Here is a 24511-nt window from a genome sequence, read left to right as displayed (position 1 = left end):
CACATTCTATGACGGTTTGAAATCATCCGTGACTACAACCCGTCCGGCTGGTGCGCATCGATGTCGCCGAGATAGCTGACGACAGTGAAATGCGAGGTGGCGGCGGTCAGCCCACCGATCACCGCGACAATCACGGCAACGCCGAGATAGCCGTTGGCGCCGATGGCGAAGTTGCCGAACAAAGCGGTTGCCTGGTCGGCTTCCGGGGTCGCCAGATTGCGCGACGACCACCAGGAAAAGACGATGAAGACGATCACCGCGGCAACACCGCCGGCGGCCGCGCCCTTCATGCCGGTCAACAGGAAGTGGCGGCGGAATTCGGAGGCGATGAAGCCGGCCTCGGCACCGACGAAATGCAGCACCTCGATGATGTGGCCGTTGCCAGCCATGGCGCCACGTGTCGCAAACACCACCGAAAGCACGGTCGCGGCCAGCATCAGCACCAGCACGCCGGTGCCGATGGTCACAGTGGTACGCGCCATCGCCACCAGCCGATCGACCCAGGTGCGGTGGTCGTCGAGCGTGGCGGTCGGCACTTTCGGCGTGATCGCCTGGCGTATCGCGGCAAAATCGGGCGGGTTGTTTTCGTCGATGGTGACGATCACCAGCCGCGGCACCGGCAATTCGTCGATGTTGAGGCCAGAGCCAAGCCAGGGTTCGAGCAGGCGGGCGGTAGCCTCGCGGTCAACGATCTTCGTGCTGCTGACGCCGGCAAACTCGCTGGCGATGCGGGCTGCGGTCTCCAATGCCGCCTCCATGTCGAGCCCTTCGACTGGCTTGATCTGGATCGTTGCCTCGCGCGAAATCTGGTTTTCCCACACCGAGGCCGTGTCGCGCACCAGCGTCACCGCGCCGAGTGTCAGGCACGACAGGAAGGTCATGATGGCGATGACCAGCACCAGCGCGCGTCCGGCGACGTTCTGCGATGGCACGATGGGGGCGGTCTTGCGCTGCGCCCGTGGCGGCTGCTGTTGCAGCGGCGCATCTTCGAATTCGTCTTCGAACTCTTCGTCGTGAGCGCGGTCGTCGGCGGGGGCTTCAGTCATAGATGTCGAGCTTTCCGCCGGCGAGAATCATGCGTCGGGCGTCGACCTGGTCCATCAGCCCGAGGTCGTGGGTGGCGATCACCACGGCGGTGCCAAGCCGATTGAGCTCGATGAACAGGCGAAGCAGGCGCCGGGCGAGCGGCGGATCGACATTGCCGGTCGGCTCGTCGGCCAAAAGGATCTCGGGCTGCTCGATCAGGGCGCGGGCAATTGCGGCGCGCTGCTTTTCGCCGCCAGACAAAACCGGCGGCAGCACATGCATGCGTTCGCCCAGGCCGACCCATTTCAGCAGTTCGGTGACGTCGGTGCGGTAGCTCGCTTCCTCGCGGCCACGCACGCGCAGCGGCAGCGCCACATTCTCGTAGGTGGTCATGTGGTCGAGCAGGCGAAAATCCTGGAACACCACGCCGATTCGCCGGCGCATCAAAGGCAGCTCGGCGCGGGTAATGCGCGAGCGGTCCTTGCCGAAGACGCTGATCAGCCCGCGCGTCGGCTTGAGCGATAAAAACAGCAGACGCAGCAAGGTGGTCTTGCCCGCACCCGATGGCCCGCTCAGGAACTGGAACGAGCGCTCGGGAATGTGGAAGGAGATGTCACGCAGGATCTCCGGTCCCATTCCGTATCTGAGGCCGACATTCTCGAAGCGGATCACGTGCTGCAGACCTTGAACTTGCGAATCCACTGAGATTCATCGGGACCCTGGCCGCCCGTTTCTAAGAGACGACCATGGGTCCGCATGGTTAACGGACGGTTAAGTTTCCGTCCGGGGCGAGGCGCGAAAGTCCCTCGGTGGCGAAGCATTAACCATTTCCGTTTACCCCCTCTCAGCAAAATGTCTAAGGGGTCTGATGGCTGAGCAGCGGAAAGCACGCCCGGTTTCCGGCGAAATCATGACCGCGGAAGGCCGCGACACATTCGCCCAGCCGTCGCGTGTGGTTCCAGCCGACATTATCGACGCCGATTTCGAGGTCGTGACGCCCTCGCAGCCCGCCAACGAATCATCTGTCGACCAGCCCGCTTTCGCCAACCAGGCGGCAGACGTGGGCGGAATGGAGATGCTGCGGTCCGCTCGCATGGCTGCTGACGCGAGCTCCGGGCGTGGCGGGCCGGTCTTCTGGGTTGCCGGTATCTCATTGGCGGCAATGACATTCTGGGTGTCGGGTGGGCACGCCATCGTGCGTGCGGCAGCGTTTCCACTGTCCTGGCAGGCACAGGAACTGCGCATCGCTGACGTCATTTCACGCATCGACAGCTCCGGCCGCAAGCCGGTGCTGCTTGTCGATGGTGCCGCGTTCAATGACGGCAAAAGCCCCGCATCCTTGCCGCCGATCGACATCGCAGTGGCCGGAAATGACGGCAAAATCCTGCGCTACAGGCTGGGGACGGGGGCTGTTGCGGTGGCTCCCGGCGCAAGATGGGCCTTTTCGAGCCGGCTCGACGTGCCTATGAACGGGATAAAGACCGTCACGGTCGCTTTCTCGGAATAGGATGCTGTCATGCCAGTTGTGCGCGACAAGGAAATCGAAGTGCTGTTCTCCGCCTCGGCGATCGCACGGCGCAATCTCGAGCTCGCCAAGGACATCGCGGCGCACGATTACACCGACCTTCTGGTCATCTCGGTGCTCAAGGGCTCGTTTATCTTCGCCGCCGATCTGATCCGCGCCATGCACGATGTCGGCCTGTCGCCGGAAGTCGAGTTCATCTTCATCTCCAGCTACGGCGCCGGCACGACCAGCGGCGAGGTCCGCGTGCTGCGGGATATCGATAACGAGGTCGCCGGCCGCGACGTGCTGTTGATCGATGACATCCTCGAATCGGGCAAGACGCTGAAATTCACCCGCGAGCTGATGATGTCGCGCGGCGCCAAGAGCTGCTCGATCGCCGTGCTGCTCGACAAGCGCATGCGCCGCAAGACCGATCTCGATGCCGATTATGTCGGTTTCGACTGCCCGGATTATTTCGTCGTCGGTTACGGCATGGACGTGGCGCACGCCTTCCGCGAGCTGCCTTTCGTCGGTGTGGTCAAAGGCGAAGCTTGAGTTTTTTTGACGCCTCCGGTCTTCGACCTTCAGAAATCGTCAACCTGTCGCGGCAAATATCGCGGCATGGCAAAACTTCTGATCGTTGAGGACGACGAGTCCGTCCGCACCCTCGCTGCCCGCGCGCTCGAACGCGCCGGCCATAAAGTCGATGTCGCCTGCGATGGCGCGCAGGGGCTCGACTGCATCCATGCCGAGCTCGGCATCTATGACCTTGTCGTCTCCGACATCCGCATGCCGGAGATGGACGGCATCGAGATGGCGCAGGCGGCAGCCCGCTCCTATCCCGGCCTGCCGATCCTGTTGATGACCGGCTATGCCGACCAGCGCGAGCGCGCCGAAGAGCTCGACGCCATCATCATCGATGTCGTGCAAAAGCCGTTCACGCTCGCTGATATCCGCGACCGCGTCTCGTTGGCGCTGGCAAGGACGAATCAGTCGGTGGCACTCGCCGGCGCTGCCTGAGGCGCCCGTCCGCCGGCATTGAGCGCGAAGATACCCGCACCCACGATCAAAAGCGCTCCGACAACGGTGCCGCTGCCGGGGATTTCGGCGAAGAACAAGAAGCCCAACAGCGGCGCCCACAGCAGGCCGGTATATTCGAACGTCGCAGCCTTGTTGGCTGGCGTCAGCCTGTAGGCCTGTCCGAGCAGCACCATGCCGACAGCGGCAATGACGCCGCAGGCGCCCATCATCAGGAAGTCGCGCAGGCTCGGCCAGACCCATGGCCGCATCAGGAAATCGAGGCTTGGGTGGCCGGTCTTGTGGAATCCCGTTGCCGAGAAGATCGCCGTGATCACCACCGCGCCGATGAGATAGGCGGCGTTCTGATAGAAGGCCATTGTCGTGGCACTTTCGGTGACGCCGATCTTGCGCGCCATCAACTGCGAGAATCCGTAGAGAAACGCCGAGACCAGCGACAACAATGCCGCCCATTCGAAAACGCCAGACCCCGGATTGACCATGACGATGACGCCGAGCAGCCCGACAGCGCCTGCGGCAAGGCTCTGCCACGGCACCCGTTCGCCAAGATAGGGGCCGGCCATTGTCATGATCAGCAAGGGCGCCAGGAAAAACAGGGCAGCCGCATCGGCGATCGGAAGGGCAGGGATCGCCAGATAATAGGCGCAGTAGGAAATGAACAGGATCGATGAGCGCGTGGCGAGGAAACGCCAGTTGGGCGAGGCGAGCGCTGCCAGGCCGACATCGCGATGCACCATCACAAGCAGGATAGGCAGCGCCACCATGGCGCGAATCAGCAGCGCCTCGCTGACCGGATAGGTTCCGGCAACCGCCTTGATCAGCGCGTCCTGGATCGAAAACACCAGCACGCCCAGGCAGAGGCACAGGATGCCGAGAAGCGTTCTATTCTGCATGAGGTCGGCGTGGCCTGTCGTATGAGGTCGTCTGTCAGTTCTATCTTGGGTCGGAGCCAGGCGAGAGCGCTTGTCGCAGCCTCCTGTTGGGCCAGCCAAAAAAATACCCGCCGTGAAGGTCGCGGCGGGTGAAAGTGAGGACGGTACTTACCAGTCCGTAGCCGCATCTGACGGCCACCTTCCAATGGGTAACCAGACTATTCATCGGCTTTTGAAACGATGCAAGCGAATTGAAATCATGACAGTCCTACAATTGCCGCGGATGATCGAGGCGTCCGGTGTTGGCCAGATCTGTACAACAGGCGTGGTGTTCCAATTCCGCGCGCCAAAAGCCAAGCCGTCGACATCATGGCCGATGCGATCGGCGATGTTTTCCATCAGCACCACTGATCGCTGGCCCAATCGAATATCCTGATGTTACTCCTGACAAACTGCTGTCAGGAGCGCCGTGCTAGTTTTGGGGGCCATAAAAAAGGAGAGAAAGCATGATCACCTTCTACCACGCTCCCTGGTCTCGTTCATCAACGATCCTGTGGCTTCTGGAAGAGCTCGGCGTGCCCTACCAGATCGAGAAGGTGAACATTCGCGCGCCGGGCGGCGCACCGGAAGACTACCGTTCGATCCAGCCCAACAAGAAGGTGCCAGCGATCATCCATGACGGCGTGGTCGTCACCGAGCGTGCGGCGATCTGCAACTATCTCAGCGACGCCTTTCCGCAAGCCGGCTTGGCGCCCGCTATCGGCGACAAGATGCGTGGGCCATACCTTACCTGGCTCGCCTATGCCGATGCGGTGTTCGATCCGGTTCTGGCCGCCAAGGCGCACGGACATGAATTCATGGGCGGCGGCTATTCCTATGGTTCGTTCACCGAGATGGTCGCCAATCTCGAACGTACCCTTTCTACGCGGCCATACATTGCAGGCGATCGTTTTACGGCGGCCGACACGCAGATCGGCGGCGGCATCAACTACGGCATCCGCGTGATGAAGGTCCTGCCTGAAAAGCCGGTCTTCCTGGAGTATTTCGACAGGCTTTCGGCAAGGCCCGCCTTCCAGCGCTCCAGCCAGAAAGATTTCGAACTGGCGCAAGAAGCGGGCATGGTTCCGGGCTGAGGGTGGGGAGGGCGGTAGCTGAGTGTGAGCGCGGGGTAGGACTTTCAGCGTCGTGCATCTTCGCACCCCCCTCTGTCCTGCCGGACATCTCCCCCGCAAGGGGGGAGATCAGCAGCTCCGGCCTCAAGGTTCGCCTTTGCATCTTTGCGGAACAAGTAGCTATCGACGCTGGAGATTCGCGAAGCGCAAGATGACGGCATGATCTCCCCCCTTGAGGGGGAGATGTCCGGCAGGACAGAGGGGGGCGCGAAGGATCGGGCGCTTGGCTACTTCAGCTCGAGCAGGCGCTCGAGATAACTCCGCTCCAGCTCGGGGCTGAGCGCGTTGCCGAGGCGCTTGCGGATCGCGTCGAGGATCTGGCGCGCACGTTGCACGTCGATCTCATCGGGCACCTTCACTGTATCGCCATCGTCTGGACCGGCGGTGGCGCTCGGCCGGCCAAGAGGGTCGCGGCCCGAGTTCCGCTGGCGGCCGCCTTCACCGGTGGTGCCCTGGTCGCCCTGCATCGCCTGCAACTGCTGCATCATGTCCTGGGCGCCCTTGCGCAGCGCTTCCAGGGCCCGGCCCTGATGGCCAACCGCACGATCGCCTTCGCCCTTGCCGAGCGCGCCTTCGGCCTGCTTCATCGAGTCTCCCGCCTCGCCAAAACCTTGACCCGGCTTGATGCCCAGCCCCTCAAGGCCCTTCATCAGCGCTTCGAGGTCCTTTTCCAGCTGGCCCTGGCCCTCCTGCAACTGCTTCAGCGCGTCGGCGAATTCCTGCGGGGTCATCGGCTTGCCCTGCTGGCCCTGGCCTTGCTGGTCTTGCCCCTGCTGCCCCGGGCGATCCTGCTGCTGGCCAGGGTCGCGATTGTCGCCGAATGGATCGGTTTGCTGGTCGCCGGGCTGCTGCCCGCGCTGCATCTGGTCCATGCGGAAGGTCTCGTTCATCGTCTGCTGCTGGCGCCGCATGAGCTCGCCAAGCTTGTCCATCTGCTGGCGCATCTCGGAATTCTGCTGGCCCTGCTGGCTATTCTGCTGCCGGCCGGCCTGCAGGTTGTTCATCATGTCCTGAAGCTGCGACAGCAGTTGCTTGGCCTGGTCGCGATTGCCCGACTTGGCGAGGTTCTCGATCTGGTCGAGCATGCGCTGCAGGTCGCTCTGGCGCAGTTCCTGGCCTTGCTGCGACTGCGCCGACTTCTGGTTCTGCTGGGCGCGTTGGGCGAACTCGCGCAGGAAGGAGTCCATCGCCGAGCGCAGTTCGGCCATCAGCTTGTCGATCTCTTCGTCGCTGGCGCCGCGCTCCAATGCGTCCTGCAAGGCCTGCTGGGCCTGGCGCAGGCGCTTTTCCGCCGCCGACAGATTGCCGTCCTCGATGCCGAGCGCGACCTGCCAGAGATAGCTGACCACCTCGCGCAACTGGTCGTCGGAGCCGGCCATCTTGAGCCGGGTGCGCGCGCTCATCAGCGCGAGATAGTGCGAAAGATTGTCGATCGTGTCTTCGGGGCGCAGCGTGATCGCGTCCATCAGATCGAGCACGCGCGGCTTGGCATTGGCATCGAGCGCCAAGAGCCGCCGCTGTTCGATCACCGCCCGGGCGAGCGGGTTGGTGAAGGGCTTTTCGGGCAGGATGAAGGTCTTGGTCTCGCTTTTGGCCTCCTGGCCGGCATCGTCCACCGCCTGCAGCGTCAGCGTCACCGGCGCGCCGGCCCAGACATGTTCGGTCAGGTCGCGTGTGGTCTTGACCGGCTTCTTGGCCGCGCCGCGACGGGGCAGGGTCAGCGGCATTTCAGGTGCGCCATAAAGCGGACGGGCGTTTGGCGACTGGGCTTGATCAAGGGCGAATTCGCCCTTGGCTGAGGCCGCGCCATAGTCGTCCTCGATGTTGTAGGTCAGTTCCAGCGTGCCGTTGACGGCGCGCTTGGGCTCGCCGGCGAAGCTGATCTTCGGCGGGTTGTCTGGAATGACGGTGAAGCCCCAGCTGTCCAACTCGTCGCCGCCGGATTTCAACGTCACCTTGCCTTCGGCAACGAGCTTGTCGGTAAATTGCGTGACGGTGGCGACCGGCCCGGTCGCGGCGGGCTTGGCCGCATCGGCTTTCTCGCCCATCGGTGCGATGTCGCGCGCCGCACCCGCAGCGTCGGTGAAAGCGAGCGTTTCCTCACCTGAACCGCCGGTGACGCGGAGCGACAATTCACTGCCTTCGGGCACGCTGATGACGGGCATGTCCTTGCTGGCATCGGCGGTCAGGAAGATCGGCGCCTTGCCGGTATAGGTCGGCGGCGTCACCCAGGCGTCGATGCGCGGGGCAACCGCGTCGTGCGCGGCATGCGCCCTGAAGGCATCGCCGAGGCGGCCGCCCATCGGGCCGAATGAAAAGGCAAAGGCGCAGACAAACAGCAGTGCTGCCGCCGCCCGCAGCGCCCATGGGTCGCGTTCTGGCACGCGCGTCTGGGGCAGGTCGCCGCCAAGTGTGCCGAGCCGCTCTGTCATGCGTTTCTGGTGCTCGCGCCACAGCGCGTCGGCAAAATGGTCAGGCTTGCCCGAGGGGCGATCGGTCTGGACCTGCACCGGCGTGTGCAAAAGCTTGTTGGCGCGTTCGAGGCGGCTGTCGATCTCGGCCCATGAAGGCAGGCGGAAGAAGCGCAGCGGGTAAAACGAAGCCAGTCCGGCAATGGCGAAGGCAACGGTCAGCGCCAGCCGTGCCATGTCGGGCATCAGCCGGAACAGGCCGAGCCAGGACAGGGAGACGAACAGGCTTGCGACAACGATCAGCGGCAGCACCAGCGGCCAGCCGCGCTCGACGATCATCGCAGCGCCGATGGCCAGGCGCGTCCTGCCCAGGCTGGCGTTGATGTCGCGATGCAGCTCTGATCTGGTTCGTTCCGTCATCGGCCTTTCCGCTTGGGCGCGGGATGCGGCCCACCTGCCTATGGCAGAATACCATCAATCACGGCGAAGGCGAGGCGGCCAACGCAATCGTGAAGCGCAGTAACAGCGCTGTACATCCTGGTGGACGCGCAAGGAACGCCGGACCTGCCTGTCTCAGGCCAGCCAGTCGGGCAGGGAATCGAGGCCGATCAGTTCCTCATAGGTCTGGCGCTTGCGCACGACATGGAAGCGGTCGCCGTCGACGAGCACTTCGGGCACCAGCAAACGGGTGTTGTAGGTGCCTGCCTGTACAGCCCCATAAGCGCCTGCTGTGCTGACGGCGATCAGGTCGCCCGACTTGAGCCTGGGCAGGTCGCGGTCGTGGCCGAGGTAATCGCCGGTCTCGCACACCGGCCCGACCACATCGACCATCATGCGCGGGGCATTGGCCGGTGGCTGCACCACAGGGCGGATGTCGTGGAAGGCATCATACAGCGTCGGGCGGATCAGGTCGTTCATCGCCGCATCGACGATCAGGAAGTTCTTGGCGTCGCCTTCCTTGACGAAGATGACCTCGGACACCAGAACGCCGGCGTTGCCGACGATCAGCCGGCCCGGCTCGAACATCACCTTGAGGCCGAGCTTGCCGACATGCTTGTGCACGATCGCGGCATAGGCGTCGGGCAGCGGCGGTGGCGAATTGTCGGTCTTGTAGGGAATACCGAGTCCGCCGCCGAGGTCGACATGCTCGATGGCATGGCCGTCGGCCTTGAGCGTGGCGACCAGCTCGACCAAAAGCGCAAAGGCGTCGTCGAAAGGCTGCAGCTCGGTGATCTGGCTGCCGATATGCATGTCGATGCCGGCAACCTTGAGGCCGGGCAGGGCGGCTGCACGCGCATAGACTTCGCGTGCGCGCTGACGGGGAATGCCGAACTTGTTTTCGGCGAGGCCCGTCGAGATCTTCTTGTGCGTCTTGGCATCGACATCGGGGTTGATGCGCAGCGACACCGGGGCCGTCTTGCCGTTGGCGACAGCCCGGGCCGAAAGCAGCTCGAGCTCCGGTTCGGATTCGACATTGAAGCACAAGATGCCGGCCTGCAGCGCGAAGTCCATTTCGCGCGCGGTCTTGCCGACGCCTGAGAACAGGATCTTCTTGGCCGGAATGCCGGCGGCAAGCGCGCGCCGCATCTCGCCTTCCGAGACCACGTCGGCGCCGGCGCCGAGCCTGGCCAGCGTCGTCAGCACCGCCTGGTTGGAATTCGCCTTCATGGCGTAGCAGACCAGCGCGTCGAGATCGGCGAAGGCCTTGGAAAAGACGTTGAAATGGCGCGTCAGGGTCGCCGTCGAATAGCAGTAGAACGGCGTGCCGACTGCCTGGGCAATGTCGGTCAGCGCCACGTCTTCGGCGTGCAGGACGCCGTCACGATAGTCGAAATGGTTCACGGCAACAGGCTTTCGAAAAACAGAGCGCCGCTCAGATCAGCGGGTCGAGGATGAAAGGCTTGTCCGCGACCGGTTTTTGCGGCGCGGCCACGGGCTGGCCGGCCTTTTGCGCGTCCTTCTGGGCCTGCACGGCAGCCTCATAGGGTGTGTCGAGACCGGCTTTGCGCCCACAGGCCGAAACCAGGCCGACCGCAGCGATAAGCCCGAGCGTCATCACAATCTTGCCAGCGGTCATCGATCCATCCGTCCGAGAAATTTTCCCCGCCGCTTGTAGCGGAGATTTTTGGTCATTGCACCCCGGCTCGATCAAGCTTTTGCGAGGCGCTTTTTCCAGTAACGGATCTGTTTCTTCACCTCGCTAGGTGCCGTGCCGCCAAAGGAGGTGCGGCTCTTGACCGAGTTCTGCACCGACAGCACCGAGAAAATATCTGAGGTGATGCCGGGATGGATCGACTGCAGGTCTTCGAGCGCAAGCTTTTCCAGGCCTAGCTTCTTCTGCTCAGCCAGCGCCACGGCGCGGCCGGTGACATGGTGCGCCTCGCGGAAAGGCAGGCCCAGCGTGCGCACCAGCCAGTCGGCGAGGTCGGTCGCGGTCGAATATCCCGAGCCGGCAGCCTTCTTCATCGCCTGGTCGTTGATGGTCATGTCGGCGACCATGCCCGACATCGCCGCCAGCATCAGGTCGAGCGTCTCGGCGGCGTCGAACACCGCTTCCTTGTCTTCCTGCATGTCCTTGGAATAGGTCAGCGGCAGGCCCTTCATGACGGTCAAAAGGCCGACAAGATGGCCGTTGACGCGGCCGGTCTTGGCGCGCACCAGTTCGGCGGCGTCGGGGTTCTTTTTCTGCGGCATGATCGACGAGCCGGTCGAATAGCCGTCCGACAGGCGCACGAAGCCGAATTGCGGTGTCGACCAGATGACGATCTCTTCGGCCAGCCGCGACAAATGCGTGGCGCAGATGGCAGCGATCGACAGGAACTCGAGCGCGTAGTCGCGGTCCGACACTGAGTCGAGCGAGTTGCGGGTCGGTTCGCGGAAGCCGAGTGCTTTGGCCGTCTGGAAACGGTCGATGGGGAAACCGGTGCCGGCGAGGGCGGCCGCACCCAGGGGGCTCTCGTCCATGCGCTCGATGGCGTCGCGGACGCGGGAAAGGTCGCGGGCAAACATCTCGACATAAGCCATGCAGTGATGGCCGAAGGTCACCGGCTGGGCGGTCTGCAGATGGGTGAAGCCGGGCATGACAGTTGCCGCATGCTGCTCGGCGCGTTCGAGGAAGGCAGCGATCAGCCCCTTCAGCGCTTCGGCGACACGATGGAACTCGTCCTTGACCCAGAGCCGGAAGTCGACCGCCACCTGGTCGTTGCGCGAGCGCGCGGTGTGCAGGCGGCCTGCTGCCGGGCCGATCAGTTCGGCCAGGCGCGACTCGATGTTCATGTGGATGTCTTCGAGCCTGGTCGAGAAGGCGAACTTGCCGTCTTCGATTTCTCGCAGGATCGTGTTCAGCCCGTGAGCGATTTTCTGTTGATCCGCAGCCGAAATAATGCCCGTTTCCGCCAGCATTTCAGAATGGGCAACGGAACCTCGGATGTCTTGGGCGTACAGCTTCTTGTCGAAGCCGATTGAGGCGTTGATCGCCTCCATGATCGCGGCCGGGCCCGAGGCAAAACGTCCGCCCCACATCTGGTTACTGGCCTTCTTGTCGCTCATCGTGATAACCGGGCTCCAGAGAAAATTGAGTAGATGTCGGACCGCAGAAAAATGTTTCCCGCCCCACGCCATATCCTGATTGCCGCCGTTGCGGGCGTGCTCGCCGGCGCGGTCGCGGTATATGTCAGCACCACCCTTCCTGGCAACAAGACGCCGTCGCCGACAGTGGCAGCCGACACGAGCGTGCAAGCCAGCGCCGACGACAAGCTGTGCGCCGCCAAGGCTGATACCGCCAAGGCGATCGGCGCAGCGGCCACAGGCCACGTCGCGGCGATGCTGCCCGCTGATCCGCCGCAGTCGCTGAAGAAGCTTGCCTTCAACGATCCCCAGGGCAAGCCGATGACGGTCGGAGACCACGCCGGCCGCACGCTTCTGGTCAATCTGTGGGCGACATGGTGCGCGCCGTGCCGCGCTGAAATGCCGGCGCTCGATGCGCTGGAGCGCGAGATGGGCGGTGAGAATTTCGAGGTCGTGGCGATCAATGTCGACACCGGTGACGACACCAAGCCCAAGAAATTCCTCGAAGAAATCAGTGTCTCCTCGCTGGGCTACTACCGCGACAACACGCTTGGCGTGTTCAACGATCTCAAAAAGCGGGGGCTGGCACTTGGCCTGCCGGTAACGCTGTTGATCGACGGTGAAGGCTGCCTGCTTGCCAACATGAACGGCCCGGCCGAATGGTCTAGCCCCGACGCCAAGAAGCTGATCGAGGCCGCGCTGGCCAAATAAGCCGGTATCCACACACGCGCGTTTTTGCGGGCTGCAATTCCAGATTGTACAATCGATCCAGGGCCTTTCGCGCATTCCAGGCGCGAAAGGCCTTTTTGTTGCATGCCCCAGGCGATCTGTGCCTTTTGTTAGCCGGCATTTCACGATGGTCAGATGCGGTCAATTGTCGGCAGATCGGTTTCGTTTTTCGCAAAAGCGAAAGTTGCCTTTCAGGTTGCAACGCAAGTGAAATCAAAACGCGCCAATTGCGATCTTCATACGATCGCTACAAAACTGTTGTCGCGCTGTCATAATCCGACAATACTGCTCCTTGCGGAACTAAACATTTCGCCAACCAGAACGGGAGCGAGACATGAAGACCCTAGGCTTCGCGGCCGGAGTTGCCGCCACCATTACGCTGCTATCCAGCACCTCCGCCTTCGCAGTCACCGAGATTTCATGGTGGCACGCCATGACCGGCGCGAACAACGAGGTCGTCGAGAAGCTTTCCAAGGAATTCAACGAGAGCCAGGCCGACTACAAGATCGTGCCGGTTTTCAAGGGCACCTATCCCGAGACGCTGAATGCCGGCATCGCCGCTTTCCGCGCCAAGCAGCCGCCGGCGATCATGCAGGTTTTCGATGCCGGCACGGGCACGATGATGGGTGCTGAGGGTGCCATCAAGCCGGTCGCCGAGATCCTGTCGATGGACGGCAAGGCCTTCGACAAGAGCCAGTACCTGCCGGGCATCGTTTCATATTATTCGAAGCCCGACGGCACCATGCTGTCGTTCCCCTACAACTCGTCCTCGCCGATCCTGTACTACAACAAGGACATCTTCCAGAAAGCCGGCCTCGACGTCGACAACCCGCCCAAGACCTGGACTGAGGTCTGGGATGCCGCCAAGAAGATCAAGTCGAGCGGTGCTGCTCCCTGCGGCTTCACCTCGACCTGGCTGACCTGGATCCATACCGAGAATTTCGCTGCCTGGAACAATGTGTCCTACGGCACCAATGAAAATGGCATCGGTGGCACCGATGTCGAGCTCAAGATCAACGCTCCGGCCTTCGTCAAGCACTTCCAGGAGCTCGCCGATCTCGCCAAGGACGGCACCTTCAAATATGGCGGCCGCACCTCTGAAGCCAAGCAGATATTCCTCGCCGGCGAATGCGGCATGTTCACCGAATCCTCGGGCGGTCTCGGCGACGTCGTGAAGTCGGGCATGAACTACGGCACCGGCCAGCTGCCCTACGAGGCGGACGCTGCAGGTGCTCCGCAGAACACCATCCCCGGCGGTGCTTCGCTGTGGGTTTTCGCTGGTCTGCCTGACGACCAGTACAAGGGCGTAGCTGCCTTCTTCAACTTCCTGTCGCAGACGCCGATCCAGGCCCGCCTGCATCAGGTATCGGGCTATCTGCCGGTTACGCTCGCAGCTTATGAGGAAACCAAGAAGTCGGGCTTCTACGACAAGAACCCGGCTCGCGAGATCCCGATCAAGCAGATGATGGGCAAGGCGCCGACCGAAAACTCGAAGGGCGTTCGCCTCGTCAACCTGCCGCAGGTCCGCGACATCGAAAACGAAGAGCTCGAAAAGATGCTCGCCGGCCAGCAGACCGCCCAGCAGGCGCTCGACAACACTGTCACGCGCGGCAACAAGGCGATCCAGGAAGCGATCGGCAACTGACGCTCGCTTGAATGTCATCGTAGCGCTGCCCCTCATCCGCCTGCCGGCACCTTCTCCCCGTAAACGGGGAGAAGGGACAAGCGGCAAAGTGGACGCCCCCCTCTCCCCGTACTTCACGGGGAGAGGGTAAGGGTGAGGGGCGGCGCCAACGTTGACCCGAAGGATGTCGCCGAGAGGCCATCCAACTTCTGACAAACGCGTAACGAGAGGCTCTCATTGTCCCCACGCGTCGTCTTTCCCAACAAGATCCTGCCTTACCTGCTGGTCGCCCCGCAGCTGGCGATCACGCTGATCTTTTTCTATTGGCCCGCCAGCCAGGCGCTGCGCCAGTCGATGCTGCGCGAGGATCCCTTCGGCCTGTCGTCGAAATTCGTCTGGTTCGCCAACTTCAAGAAGGTGCTGTCGGACCCCTATTACCTCAACTCGATCCAGGTCACGGCGGTGTTTTCGATCGCCACAGCTGCGGTTGCCATGGGCACGGCACTGCTGCTCGCCGTCATGGCCGAAAAGGTGATCCGCGGGCGCGGCATCTATCGCACGCTGATGATCTGGCCCTATGCGGTTGCCCCAGCGATCGCCGGCATGCTGTGGCTGTTCCTGTTCAACCCGTCCATCGGCTCGCTCGCCTACGGCCTGCGCTGGCTCGGCATCAACTGGGACCCGCTGCTCGATGGCTCGCAGGCAATGGCGCTGGTCGTCGCCGCCGCGTCGTGGAAGCAGATCAGCTACAATTTCCTGTTCTTCGTCGCCGGCCTGCAGGCGATCCCCAAGACGCTGATCGAAGCAGCGGCCATCGATGGCGCCAAGCCATTCAAGCGCTTCTGGACAATCGTCTTTCCGCTTCTGGCGCCCACCACGTTCTTCCTCTTGGTGGTCAACACCGTCTACGCCTTCTTCGACACCTTCGGCATCATCCACGCCGTCACCGGTGGCGGGCCGGGCAAGTCGACCGAAACGCTGGTCTACAAGGTCTACAATGACGGCTTCGTCAATCTGATCCTCGGCGACTCGGCGGCGCAGTCGGTGATCCTGATGGTCATCGTCATCGCGCTCACCGCCGTCCAGTTCCGCTACGTCGAAAAGAAGGTGCATTATGGGTGAGAGATCAGCCTCCTTCTCCCCGTTCACGGGGAGAAGGTCCCGGCAGGGGGATGAGGGGCGGAGCTGGCGCGCGAACGTTTTGCGCGACGGTCCAGCTCCATCGCTGCCCCTCATCCGACTTCGCTTCGCTCAGCCACCTTCTCCCCGTAAACGGGGCGAAGGAAGGAGGCTGCGCCCATGATCGATAAATCCCCGATCCGCACCTTTATCGCGCATGCCGTCCTGATCCTCGGCATCCTGATCGTGGCGTTTCCGATCTATTACACCTTCGTCGCCTCGACCCATTCGCTGCAGACGATCCTGCGCCCGCCGCTGCCGCTTTGGCCCGGCGACCGCTTTTTTGAGAACTATTACGAAGCGCTGTTAGGCGGTGTCGGCCGCATCGGCGGCGTCAGCGTGGCGACGCTTCTGTTCAACACCACCGTGGTGGCGCTTGGCATCGCCATCGGCAAGATCATCATTTCCTTGCTGTCGGCCTATGCCATCGTCTTCTTCCGCTTTCCGCTCAGGATGACGTTCTTCTGGCTGATCTTCATCACGCTGATGCTGCCGGTGGAGGTCCGCATTCTGCCGACCTACAAGGTGATGGTCGATTTCGGCCTGATCGACACCTATACCGGGCTGATCGTGCCGCTGATCGCCTCGGCGACGGCAACGCTTTTGTTCCGCCAGTTCTTCCTCACCATTCCAGGCGAACTGGTCGAGGCAGCTAGGGTGGATGGCGCAGGCCCATGGCGGTTCTTCTGGGATATCCTTTTGCCGCTGTCGCGCACCAACATCGCGGCCCTGTTCGTCATCTTGTTCATCTATGGCTGGACGCAATATCTGTGGCCGCTGCTCGTCACCAACCGCAACGATATGAACACCATCGTCATTGCACTCAGGAAGATGATCTCGTTCGCCGATGCCGACACAGAATGGCATCTGGTGATGGTCACTTCCATGCTGGCCATCGTGCCGCCCATCCTGGTCGTAGTGCTGATGCAGCGCTGGTTCGTCCGCGGCCTCGTCGATACGGAGAAATAATGGCAACCGTCGATCTCAAGGACGTACGTAAGGTTTATCCCGGCGGGGTCGAAGCGGTGAAGGGCGTCTCCATCGCCATTCCCGACAAGGCGCTGTGCGTGCTCGTTGGCCCCTCCGGCTGTGGCAAGTCCACGCTTCTGCGCATGGTTGCGGGGCTCGAAACCATCTCGGCCGGCACCTGCTCCATCGACGGCAAGGTGGTCAACGACATCGGTCCGACCGAGCGCGACATCGCCATGGTGTTCCAGAATTATGCGCTCTACCCGCATATGAAGGTCTACGACAACATGGCCTATGGCCTGCGCAATCGTGGCACGCCCAAGGACGAGGTCGACAGCCGCGTGCGCGCCACCGCCCAGACGCTGGAGCTTGCCCATCTGCTTGAGCGGCGCCCGCGCGAGCTGTCGGGCGGCCAGCGCCAGCGCGTCGCCATGGGCCGCGCCATCGTGCGCAATCCCAAGGTCTTTTTGTTCGACGAGCCGCTGTCCAACCTCGATGCCAAGCTGCGTGGCCAGATGCGTGTCGAGATCAAGAACCTGCAGCGCAAGCTCGGCGTCACCTCGGTCTATGTCACCCACGACCAGCTCGAGGCGATGACGCTGGCCGACGTTCTGGTGGTGATGAATGCCGGGCTGGTCGAACAGCAAGGCGCGCCGCTCGACATCTACGAAAAGCCCGCCTCGACCTTTGTCGCGAGTTTTATCGGCGCGCCGCCGATGAACCTTCTGCCGCTGCGAAACGGCCAGCTTGAGGATGCCATCACGCTTCCGACTGTTGCCGGCAATGCCACGACGATCGGCTTCAGGCCCGAGGACTGCGAGGTCGGCGCCGATGGAGCCACGTCAAACGACGGCCTGAGACTCATGGCCAACGTTGAAGGCGTCGAGCCGGTGGGTGCCGAGAGTTTCCTGTATTGCCAGGCCGGCGGTGGCAAGATCGTGGTGCGCGTGCCCGGCCGCACTGAAGTGCGGATCGGCGATCAGCTGCCGATCTTTGCCCGGCGCGAAAAGCTGCATTTCTTCGGCAGCGACGGCAAGCGGGTCTAGGCTGCCGCGTCTCGCGGCAGCCTAGCCGAAAATCAGCGCGTCGGAACCGGGTGTTCGCCGCGATAGTCGTAGAAGCCACGTCCGGTCTTGCGGCCAAGCCAGCCGGCTTCGACATATTTGACCAGAAGCGGGCAGGGGCGGTATTTCGAGTCCGACAGGCCGTCATGCAGCACCTGCATGATCGACAGGCAGGTGTCGAGGCCGATGAAGTCGGCAAGCTGCAGCGGCCCCATCGGGTGATTGGCGCCGAGCTTCATGGCGGTGTCGATGGCTTCCACCGTGCCAACGCCCTCATAGAGCGTGTAGATCGCCTCGTTGATCATCGGCAACAGGATGCGGTTGACGATGAAGGCAGGAAAATCCTCCGATACCGTCACTGTCTTGTCGAGGTTGCTGACAAAGGCCTTGGCCGTCTCGAAGGTCTTGTTTTCGGTGGCGATGCCGCGCACCAGCTCGACAAGCTTCATCAACGGCACCGGGTTCATGAAGTGGATGCCGATGAAACGCTCGGGACGGTCGGTCTGGGCGGCAAGCCGCGTGATCGAGATCGACGAGGTGTTGGTGGCCAGGATCGCCTCGGGATTGAGCTGCGGGCAGAGCTGCGCATAGATCTTGCGCTTGATCGTCTCGTCTTCGGTCGCCGCTTCGATCACAAGATCGGCGCTGGCAAGGTCGGCCATCGCGGGCGCCGACGAGATGCGGGCCATGGCGTCCTTGCGGGCCTGGTCCTCAAGCTTGCCGGATGCGACCTGGCGCGCCAAATTGCCGTTGATCGTGGCAATGCCCTTTTCGATGCGGTCAGGGGAAATGTCGTAAAGCAGCACGCTGTAGCCAGCCAGCGCCGAGACATGCGCGATTCCGCTACCCATCTGGCCAGCGCCGACAATGCCGATCGTCTCGATCTTACCCGTCATCACACCTATCCCGTCAAAGGCTTCTTATTAGATTTTGTGCAATGCAAACTAAATGGCCGGGGTAGCACTCGTCTACCCCGGCCACGATATTTAATACCGTACGCGTTGACGCGTCAAAGCGCCTTTTCGAGTTCCGGCAGGATGACGAAGAGGTCGCCGACGATGCCGTAGTCGGCAACCTGGAAGATCGGGGCTTCCTCGTCCTTGTTGATGGCGACGATGACCTTGGAGTCCTTCATGCCGGCGAGGTGCTGGATCGCACCTGAGATACCGCAGGCGATGTAGAGGTCTGGAGCCACCACCTTGCCGGTCTGGCCGACCTGCCAATCGTTGGGCGCGTAGCCCGCGTCGACAGCGGCGCGCGAAGCGCCAACCGCCGCACCGAGCTTGTCGGCAACCGGCAGGATGACTTCCTGGAACTTCTCCGACGAGCCCAGCGCGCGGCCACCCGAGATGATGATCTTGGCCGAGGTCAGTTCCGGACGGTCATTTTCCGACAGCTTGTTTTCGACGAAGGTCGACAGGCCGGGATTGGCGGCAGCCGACACCGTCTCGATCGCTGCCGAACCACCCTCGGGCGCCGCCTGGAAGGAGGCGGTGCGGATGGTGATGACTTTCTTGGCGTCGGTCGCCTGCACCGTCTGGATGGCGTTGCCGGCATAGATCGGGCGCTTGAAGGTGTCGGCCGAGACCACTTCGATGATTTCCGAAACCTGGGCGACATCGAGCAGGGCCGCGACGCGCGGGGCGACGTTCTTGCCGGTCGAGGTCGCGGCGGCAATGATGGTGTCGTAGTTGGGCGCGAGCGAAACGACGAGAGCCGCCATCGGCTCGGCCAGGCGCTCGGTCAGCTCGTCGGCCTCGGCGAGCAGAACCTTGCGAACACCCTTGAGCTTGGCTGCCGCGTCAGCGGCTGCCTTGGCACCTTTGCCGGCAACCAGCACGTCGATGTCTGAGCCGATCTTGAGGGCTGCCGACAAAGCCTTGGCGGTCTGGTCGGAGAGCGAAGCGTTGTCGTGTTCGGCGATGAGGAGAATTGCCATGTTTTTGATCCCTTTCCGCTTCGCTTACAACACGCCGGCTTCGTTGCGCAGCTTGTCGACCAGTTCGGCCACCGTCTTGACCTTGACGCCCGCCTTGCGGCCGCTCGGCTCTTCGGTCTTCAGCACCTTGAGGCGCGGGGCGACGTCGGCGCCGAAATCGGCGGCCGACTTCTCGTCGAGCGGCTTTTTCTTGGCCTTCATGATGTTGGGCAGCGAGGCATAGCGCGGCTGGTTGAGGCGCAGATCGACAGTCACGATCGCCGGCATCTTGAGCTCGACAGTCTGCAGGCCGCCGTCAACTTCGCGCGTCACATTGGCCTTGTCGCCAGCGAGTTCGATCTTCGAGGCGAAGGTGCCCTGGGCCCAGCCCAGAAGGGCTGCCAGCATCTGGCCGGTCTGATTGCTGTCGTCATCGATCGCCTGCTTGCCGAGCAGCACCAGGCCGGGCTTTTCTGCCTCGACCACGCCCTTCAGCACCTTGGCGACGCCGAGAGGCTCGACAGCCTCGTCGACCTTGACCAGGATCGCGCGGTCAGCACCCATGGCGAGCGCGGTGCGAAGCGTCTCTTGCGCCTGGGCAGGTCCGATCGAAACGACGATGATCTCTTCGACCTTGCCGGCTTCCTTGAGGCGGATCGCTTCTTCGACCGCGATCTCGTCGAACGGGTTCATCGCCATCTTGACGTTGGCAAGCTCAACGCCTGAGCCGTCGCTCTTCACGCGCACCTTCACGTTCGCATCGACAACCCGCTTCACCGGGACGAGAACTTTCATGGGCTTGGTACCTCTCTGAACAGCGATATTGTGCGCGCTATAGCAGCGCTCGGGCCCACGCAATTGTCGATTGCCGACATATTGGGCGGAAAAATAGACTTGATCTCACGCTTTTGGTGGCGGGAGGCTGCCGCAAGCGGGCCGGAACGTAGTTGGGGGCGAAGGGAGCGTCAATATCCGCTTCAAGCTCAAATCGTTTGAAACTGGCAGGGCTCTCACGCGTTATTGCCGCCCCCAGCGCGGCGCTGGCGGCTCGGGCGTTGCCGGCTCGGGCACGACAGGTGCTTCGGCCTTGTCGGGGGGTGGCACGGCGTCTTCGGCCTCGGCAAACAATGGCACGTCGCGCCGGCGCAGGATGAGCACCAGAATGGCGCCGGCAATGATGCCGCCGACATGGGCTGCCCAGCTGACTTCGTCATCGCCGCCGATGGCGATCATCGCGAACTGGAAGACGACCCACAGGATCAGCGGTATCCAGGCGGGGATGCGCAGCGGAATACGGGCGAAGGCCAGCACCCAGATCTTCACCCTGGGGTAGAGGATGAGATAGGCGGCAACGATGCCGGCGATGGCACCCGAGGCGCCGATCAGCGGCATTTCGGAATCGGGCAGGATCAGTCCGTGCAGGAAGGCGCCGGCAGCGGCGCAAAGCAGGTAGAAGACGAGAAAGCGGAAATGGCCGAGCGCGTCTTCGACATTGTCGCCGAACACCCACAAAAACAGCATGTTGCCGCCGAGGTGGAAGATGTCGCCATGCAGGAAGGAATAGGTGAGGTAACTCAGTTTTTCGGGAATGACGATGAGATCGGGCGACAGCTCGGCAAGGTCATGCACCACCGAGGGGATGTAGCCCAGCCCCAGCACCGTCGCTGTGGCAAAATCCTCGCCGCCAAGCGTCGTCACCAGATAGACGATGACGTTGATGGCGATCAGCGCGAAGGTCACATATTGCAGCCGGATGTGGCGCAGATGGTTAGAATCGTAGAGCGGAATGAACATGCGGCTCGCTTCCGCCCTCCCGGCGAGCGCATCGACCCGAAATCGATGCGCAAATTCAAACTTTCAGACCAATCAGCGGTTCTTGCCGGGCACCCATAGCACATCGGCTTTTCCGTTGTCATTGACCACGCGGGCGGCAACAAACAGCAGGTCCGAGACGCGGTTGATGTAGCGGATGCCCTCGCGGTTGACGTGCTCTTCCGGGTCTTGCGCCAGCGCCACCATGTCGCGCTCGGCGCGCCGGGCGACGGTGCGGGCGAGGTGAAGCGCTGCGGCAGCCGGTGAGCCGCCATTCAGCACGAATGATCTGAGCGGGGCGAGATCGGCGTTGAGCCGGTCGATGTCGGCTTCGATGCGGGCGGTCTGGCTGGCGATGATGCGCAATGGCTCGTAGCCCAAGTCCTTGCCGGTGTCGGGTGTCGACAGATCGGCACCAAGGTCGAACATGTCGTTTTGGATGCGGCCGAGCATGGCGTCGATTTCGGGATGCTCGCTGGCGGTGTGCACGCGCGCCATGCCGATGCAGGCATTGGCCTCGTCGACCGCGCCATAGGCCTCGACGCGCAGGTCGGATTTGAGCCGGCGCTCGCCGGTGCCGAGCCCGGTCGTGCCGTCGTCGCCGGTGCGGGTGTAGATCTTGTTGAGCTTGACCATGTTCGCCTAGCCACCGCGCGTGAAGTAGAGCGTTAGCAGGATGAAGACCAGCGCCACCGCCTGCAGCACCACGCGCGCCTGCATCAGCTTGTTGGAAGTGGTGCCGGAGCCGCCGCGCAGCATGTTGATCAGGCCACGGATCAGAACGACCACGACGGCGAACATGAAGGCGATGGCGATGATGTGGAATACGGTTGCCATGTTAGGTTCCAGTTCTGCTGGCCGCTGCCGGCTCAGGCCTGCCGGGCCAAAATCTTGTAGAGCAGCGAGGCGGGCAAGATCCGCTTCAGCACGACGCCGATTCTCGCCGGGATGGTGACAACATAATGCGGACGCGGGCGCGGCGACAGCAGGGCGTGTCGCAATACCGCATGAACCGCTTCGGGGCCAAGCTTCAGCCGCGACGTGGAGCCGCCGCTGCTCAGCCTGTCGAGCTGGGCGCGATAGGCTTCGTGGTGCGCCGAGTGCTCCCGGTCGATGTAGCGCAGGAACCAGGTGAGCCCGTTGGTGGCGATCTTCGACTTCACCGGTCCCGGCTCGATCATCGAGACATGGATGCCGGTGCCGGCCAGTTCCTGGCGCATGCACAGCATCAGCCCTTCGAGCGCGTGCTTGGAGGCGGAATAGGCGCCACGGAAGGGCACTGGCGTCAGCCCCAGGATGGACGAGCAGTTGACGATGCGGCCATGGCCTTGCGCGCGCATGACCGGCACGATGCGGCGGGTGAGATCATGCCAGCCGAAGAAATTGGCCTCGAACTGGTCGCGCAGGGCCGCCATCGGCAGGTCCTCGACCGCGCCCGGCTGGGCATGCGCGCCATTGTTGAACAGCGCGTCGAGGGTGCCGCCGGTGCGTTCCAGAACGGTTGTTACCAGCGCTTCGATCGACTGGGGTTCGGTGTAGTCGAGATAGAGCGCTTCGAGGCCGTCGCCTTCCAGTGCCGCCAGATCTTCGGCCTTGCGGGCGGTGGCAAACACGCGCCAGCCTTCGGCCTTCAGCGCACGGGCGCAATGAGCGCCGATGCCCGAAGACGCGCCGGTCACGATTATTGTGCGTAACTCCTTGATCGGGTTCACGACGCTCCAGCAAATCATTGAATCTGCGCATTATGCTTTCCGGAAACCTTGCCGATTTTCGGGCCGATGCGCTACTTGCCAATTGGGGCAAACCCTTCCCATATTCGCGCCCTGGAAACAATTGGACGGAGCAGTAAACTGGACCTGATGCGCAGGATCGTCGCCACGAGGCGCGTGCTCTTTGACGCAGCCGGTCATTTTCATGACGACGACGGCTGGGCGATGGCCAGTCATGTCGCGATCTCCTCGCTGATGGCGCTGTTTCCGTTCCTCATCTTCGCCACCACACTGGCAAGCTTCCTCGGCGCCGACGCTTTTGCCGAAACCGCCGTGCATCTGGTTTTCGACACATGGCCCGACCAGATCGCCAAGCCGATCGCGCGCGAGGTGGTCAACGTGCTGACAGTGCAGCGCTCCGACCTTTTGACCTACGGTGTTTTGCTGGCCGGCTTCTTCGCCTCCAACGGCGTCGAGGCGCTGCGCACCTCGCTCAACCGGGCCTACCGCGTCACCGAAACACGCACCATCTGGTTCCGCCGCACGCAAAGCCTGTTTTTCGTGCTCATCGCCACGATCAGCTTCGTTGCCATCTCCGTGCTCCTGGTCTTCGCGCCGATCATCGCGCGCATCCTCGAAGCCAAGTTCGTGTGGATCCAGCCCTATATGGGCACCATCACCGTGTGGCGTTTCACAATCGCCTCGGGGGTCATCGTCTTTGGCCTGTTTGCCGTGCACATGTGGCTGCCGGCCGGCCGTCGCCGCTTCCTCAGCATCATACCGGGCATCGTCTTCACGCTGATCGCCTGGCTCATCGGCTCGACGATCTTCGCCGCCTATCTCGACACCTTCGCGTCCTATGTCACCACCTATGCAGGCCTCGCCTCGATCATGATCGCGGTGGTGTTCCTCTACATCATCTCGGCGATCTTCATTCTTGGCGGCGAGCTCAACGCCGCGATCAGCCGCTACCTCGAAGCCCGCGCCCGCGTTCCGGGCTGAGCCATCGCAAGGCCCACGCCGAGTGTGGCGATCGCCATGCCGACAAGCTGGACCAGTGACAGCTCCTCACCGAACAACAGCCAGGCGATGACGGCGGTCACCGCCGGCACGAGGTAGAACAGCGAGGCGACCTTCGACATCGCGCCGTCGCGGATCATCACCATCAGCAAGAAGATGGCGCCGATCGACAGCACGAAAACCAGCCAGGTCATGGCGAAGATCAGCTCGCCATTGACCGTCATCTGGCGCGTCTCGAAGATCATCGAGGCAGCCGCCATCAGGATCGCTGCACCGACATATTGCCAGAAGGTGCCGGTCACGAGATCGCCGGTCGAGCCGACGCGCTTTTGCCAGATGGTGCCGGCACTGATGCCGGCCATGGCGATCAGCGAGGCGGTCAGCGTCTGCCAGGTCACTCCGCCGCCGAGCGTGCCGAGCTTTGGCGACAAAACGATCACCACGCCGACGAAGCCGACACCGAGCCCGACCCAATGGCGCGGGCGGATCTCTTCGCCAAGCAGCTTGCCAGCCAGCACCGCCGTCACCAGCGGCTGGAGGCCGGCGATGAGTGCTGAAAGCCCCGCCGGCAGACCCTGGTGGATCGCCCAGAACACGCCGCCGAGATAGACCCCGTGCAGCAGCATGCCGATGAGCACGGCATTGAGGGCTGCGCGTCGTGGAAGTCGCCGTGAGCCCATAACCAGCATCACCGCGCCCAGGATCAGGAAGGCGAGGACGAACCGCACCGCGAGGAAGGTGAACGGCTCCGCCCATGGCATGGCGTAGCGCGCGCCGATGAAGCCCGTCGCCCACAGCAGCACGAAGGTCGCCGGGATCAGCCGCTTTGGAGTGGACGTCATGAGTGCCCCGAGCGTCACCGGACGCCGCGCCCGGAAAGGAAGTTTATCGAAATCG

The 24511-nt window shown here is 62.8% G+C and carries 26 protein-coding genes; 10 read left to right on the top strand and 16 right to left on the bottom strand.

Annotation, left to right across the window (positions count from 1 at the left end; genetic code table 11):
- Positions 1-32: 32 nt before the first annotated feature.
- Both AC1RTB_RS23350 and ftsE read right to left on the bottom strand, forming a co-directional pair.
- Positions 33-1046 (bottom strand): cell division protein FtsX, encoded by a 1014-nt coding sequence (locus AC1RTB_RS23350; RefSeq protein ID WP_492881541.1) that lies wholly within the window; start codon positions 1044-1046, stop codon positions 33-35.
- The gene (ftsE, locus tag AC1RTB_RS23345) at positions 1039-1698 is read right to left on the bottom strand and encodes a cell division ATP-binding protein FtsE (RefSeq protein ID WP_492881593.1); all 660 of its coding nucleotides are present in this window, start codon (positions 1696-1698) and stop codon (positions 1039-1041) included. The genes AC1RTB_RS23350 and ftsE overlap by 8 nt, the downstream gene beginning before the upstream one ends.
- A gap of 238 nt (positions 1699-1936) precedes the next feature.
- Between ftsE and AC1RTB_RS23340 the strand changes: the two genes are divergently transcribed.
- The 3 genes from AC1RTB_RS23340 (at position 1937) to AC1RTB_RS23330 (ending at position 3550) form a co-directional block, all read left to right on the top strand.
- On the top strand, positions 1937-2533 hold the full coding sequence (locus AC1RTB_RS23340; protein WP_492881540.1) for a hypothetical protein: 597 nt from the start codon (positions 1937-1939) through the stop codon (positions 2531-2533).
- A 9-nt stretch (positions 2534-2542) separates the two neighbouring features.
- Complete coding sequence (gene hpt, locus AC1RTB_RS23335; RefSeq protein ID WP_184773976.1) at positions 2543-3085, top strand: hypoxanthine phosphoribosyltransferase; 543 nt, start codon at positions 2543-2545, stop codon at positions 3083-3085.
- Between the two features lie 66 nt (positions 3086-3151).
- Complete coding sequence (locus AC1RTB_RS23330) at positions 3152-3550, top strand: response regulator (protein WP_492881539.1); 399 nt, start codon at positions 3152-3154, stop codon at positions 3548-3550.
- On the opposite strand, the gene AC1RTB_RS23325 is transcribed toward AC1RTB_RS23330, so the two are convergent.
- Both AC1RTB_RS23325 and AC1RTB_RS23320 read right to left on the bottom strand, forming a co-directional pair.
- A complete protein-coding gene (locus AC1RTB_RS23325) occupies positions 3520-4461 on the bottom strand; it encodes a DMT family transporter (RefSeq protein WP_492881538.1) in 942 nt (313 codons plus the stop codon). The genes AC1RTB_RS23330 and AC1RTB_RS23325 overlap by 31 nt on opposite strands.
- A gap of 201 nt (positions 4462-4662) precedes the next feature.
- Positions 4663-4839 carry a hypothetical protein gene (locus AC1RTB_RS23320; protein WP_492943842.1) on the bottom strand — a complete coding sequence of 59 codons (177 nt, stop codon included), beginning with the start codon at positions 4837-4839 and terminating at the stop codon, positions 4663-4665.
- 107 nt (positions 4840-4946) lie between these two features.
- On the opposite strand from AC1RTB_RS23320, the gene AC1RTB_RS23315 reads away from it, so the two are divergent.
- Positions 4947-5573: a glutathione S-transferase family protein gene (locus AC1RTB_RS23315; RefSeq protein WP_492881535.1), complete on the top strand. Its 627-nt coding sequence runs from the start codon at positions 4947-4949 to the stop codon at positions 5571-5573.
- 266 nt (positions 5574-5839) lie between these two features.
- On the opposite strand, the gene AC1RTB_RS23310 is transcribed toward AC1RTB_RS23315, so the two are convergent.
- The 4 genes from AC1RTB_RS23310 to argH all read right to left on the bottom strand — a co-directional run bounded on the left by AC1RTB_RS23310 (position 5840) and on the right by argH (position 11572).
- Positions 5840-8443, bottom strand: a complete 2604-nt coding sequence (locus tag AC1RTB_RS23310) for a TIGR02302 family protein (RefSeq protein ID WP_492881534.1) — start codon at positions 8441-8443, stop codon at positions 5840-5842.
- A 153-nt stretch (positions 8444-8596) separates the two neighbouring features.
- Positions 8597-9865 carry a diaminopimelate decarboxylase gene (lysA, locus tag AC1RTB_RS23305; RefSeq protein WP_492881533.1) on the bottom strand — a complete coding sequence of 423 codons (1269 nt, stop codon included), beginning with the start codon at positions 9863-9865 and terminating at the stop codon, positions 8597-8599.
- A 31-nt stretch (positions 9866-9896) separates the two neighbouring features.
- Positions 9897-10100 carry a hypothetical protein gene (locus AC1RTB_RS23300; protein WP_492881532.1) on the bottom strand — a complete coding sequence of 68 codons (204 nt, stop codon included), beginning with the start codon at positions 10098-10100 and terminating at the stop codon, positions 9897-9899.
- Positions 10101-10171: 71 nt separating this feature from the next.
- Entirely contained in the window at positions 10172-11572 is a 1401-nt protein-coding gene (gene argH, locus AC1RTB_RS23295; RefSeq protein WP_492881531.1) for an argininosuccinate lyase, read from the bottom strand.
- Positions 11573-11605: 33 nt separating this feature from the next.
- On the opposite strand from argH, the gene tlpA reads away from it, so the two are divergent.
- The 5 genes from tlpA (at position 11606) to ugpC (ending at position 17137) form a co-directional block, all read left to right on the top strand.
- Positions 11606-12301 (top strand): thiol:disulfide interchange protein TlpA, encoded by a 696-nt coding sequence (gene tlpA / locus AC1RTB_RS23290; RefSeq protein WP_492881530.1) that lies wholly within the window; start codon positions 11606-11608, stop codon positions 12299-12301.
- 352 nt (positions 12302-12653) lie between these two features.
- Positions 12654-13964, top strand: a complete 1311-nt coding sequence (ugpB, locus tag AC1RTB_RS23285) for a sn-glycerol-3-phosphate ABC transporter substrate-binding protein UgpB (RefSeq protein WP_492881529.1) — start codon at positions 12654-12656, stop codon at positions 13962-13964.
- A 216-nt stretch (positions 13965-14180) separates the two neighbouring features.
- Positions 14181-15065: a sn-glycerol-3-phosphate ABC transporter permease UgpA gene (ugpA, locus tag AC1RTB_RS23280; RefSeq protein ID WP_492881528.1), complete on the top strand. Its 885-nt coding sequence runs from the start codon at positions 14181-14183 to the stop codon at positions 15063-15065.
- Between the two features lie 177 nt (positions 15066-15242).
- Positions 15243-16091, top strand: a complete 849-nt coding sequence (gene ugpE / locus AC1RTB_RS23275) for a sn-glycerol-3-phosphate ABC transporter permease UgpE (protein ID WP_492881527.1) — start codon at positions 15243-15245, stop codon at positions 16089-16091.
- A complete protein-coding gene (gene ugpC / locus AC1RTB_RS23270) occupies positions 16091-17137 on the top strand; it encodes a sn-glycerol-3-phosphate ABC transporter ATP-binding protein UgpC (protein WP_492881526.1) in 1047 nt (348 codons plus the stop codon). Before ugpE ends, ugpC begins: the two co-directional genes overlap by 1 nt.
- Positions 17138-17169: 32 nt before the next feature.
- Here the strand turns inward: ugpC and AC1RTB_RS23265 are convergent, their stop codons facing one another.
- The 7 genes from AC1RTB_RS23265 to AC1RTB_RS23235 all read right to left on the bottom strand — a co-directional run bounded on the left by AC1RTB_RS23265 (position 17170) and on the right by AC1RTB_RS23235 (position 22615).
- Entirely contained in the window at positions 17170-18051 is an 882-nt protein-coding gene (locus tag AC1RTB_RS23265) for a 3-hydroxybutyryl-CoA dehydrogenase (protein WP_492881524.1), read from the bottom strand.
- A 113-nt stretch (positions 18052-18164) separates the two neighbouring features.
- A complete protein-coding gene (locus AC1RTB_RS23260; protein WP_492881523.1) occupies positions 18165-19094 on the bottom strand; it encodes an electron transfer flavoprotein subunit alpha/FixB family protein in 930 nt (309 codons plus the stop codon).
- A gap of 24 nt (positions 19095-19118) precedes the next feature.
- Positions 19119-19868 carry an electron transfer flavoprotein subunit beta/FixA family protein gene (locus AC1RTB_RS23255; RefSeq protein WP_476785323.1) on the bottom strand — a complete coding sequence of 250 codons (750 nt, stop codon included), beginning with the start codon at positions 19866-19868 and terminating at the stop codon, positions 19119-19121.
- A gap of 222 nt (positions 19869-20090) precedes the next feature.
- Positions 20091-20867 (bottom strand): rhomboid family intramembrane serine protease, encoded by a 777-nt coding sequence (locus AC1RTB_RS23250; protein WP_492881522.1) that lies wholly within the window; start codon positions 20865-20867, stop codon positions 20091-20093.
- Positions 20868-20939: 72 nt separating this feature from the next.
- Positions 20940-21521 carry a cob(I)yrinic acid a,c-diamide adenosyltransferase gene (locus AC1RTB_RS23245; RefSeq protein WP_492881521.1) on the bottom strand — a complete coding sequence of 194 codons (582 nt, stop codon included), beginning with the start codon at positions 21519-21521 and terminating at the stop codon, positions 20940-20942.
- A gap of 6 nt (positions 21522-21527) precedes the next feature.
- Positions 21528-21722, bottom strand: a complete 195-nt coding sequence (locus tag AC1RTB_RS23240; protein ID WP_492881520.1) for a twin transmembrane helix small protein — start codon at positions 21720-21722, stop codon at positions 21528-21530.
- A 32-nt stretch (positions 21723-21754) separates the two neighbouring features.
- On the bottom strand, positions 21755-22615 hold the full coding sequence (locus AC1RTB_RS23235) for an SDR family oxidoreductase (RefSeq protein ID WP_492881519.1): 861 nt from the start codon (positions 22613-22615) through the stop codon (positions 21755-21757).
- A 129-nt stretch (positions 22616-22744) separates the two neighbouring features.
- Here AC1RTB_RS23235 and AC1RTB_RS23230 point away from each other — a divergent pair, with 129 nt between their 5' ends.
- On the top strand, positions 22745-23596 hold the full coding sequence (locus AC1RTB_RS23230) for a YihY/virulence factor BrkB family protein (protein WP_492881518.1): 852 nt from the start codon (positions 22745-22747) through the stop codon (positions 23594-23596).
- On the opposite strand, the gene AC1RTB_RS23225 is transcribed toward AC1RTB_RS23230, so the two are convergent.
- Positions 23563-24456 (bottom strand): DMT family transporter, encoded by an 894-nt coding sequence (locus AC1RTB_RS23225; protein WP_492881517.1) that lies wholly within the window; start codon positions 24454-24456, stop codon positions 23563-23565. The genes AC1RTB_RS23230 and AC1RTB_RS23225 overlap by 34 nt on opposite strands.
- Between the last annotated feature and the right edge of the window lie 55 nt (positions 24457-24511).

It is taken from the genome of Aminobacter sp. GW821-FHT11F06, assembly GCF_058808215.1.
The sequence above is the reverse complement of the archived record's forward strand: the minus strand, read 5'-3'. Positions and strand labels throughout refer to the sequence as shown.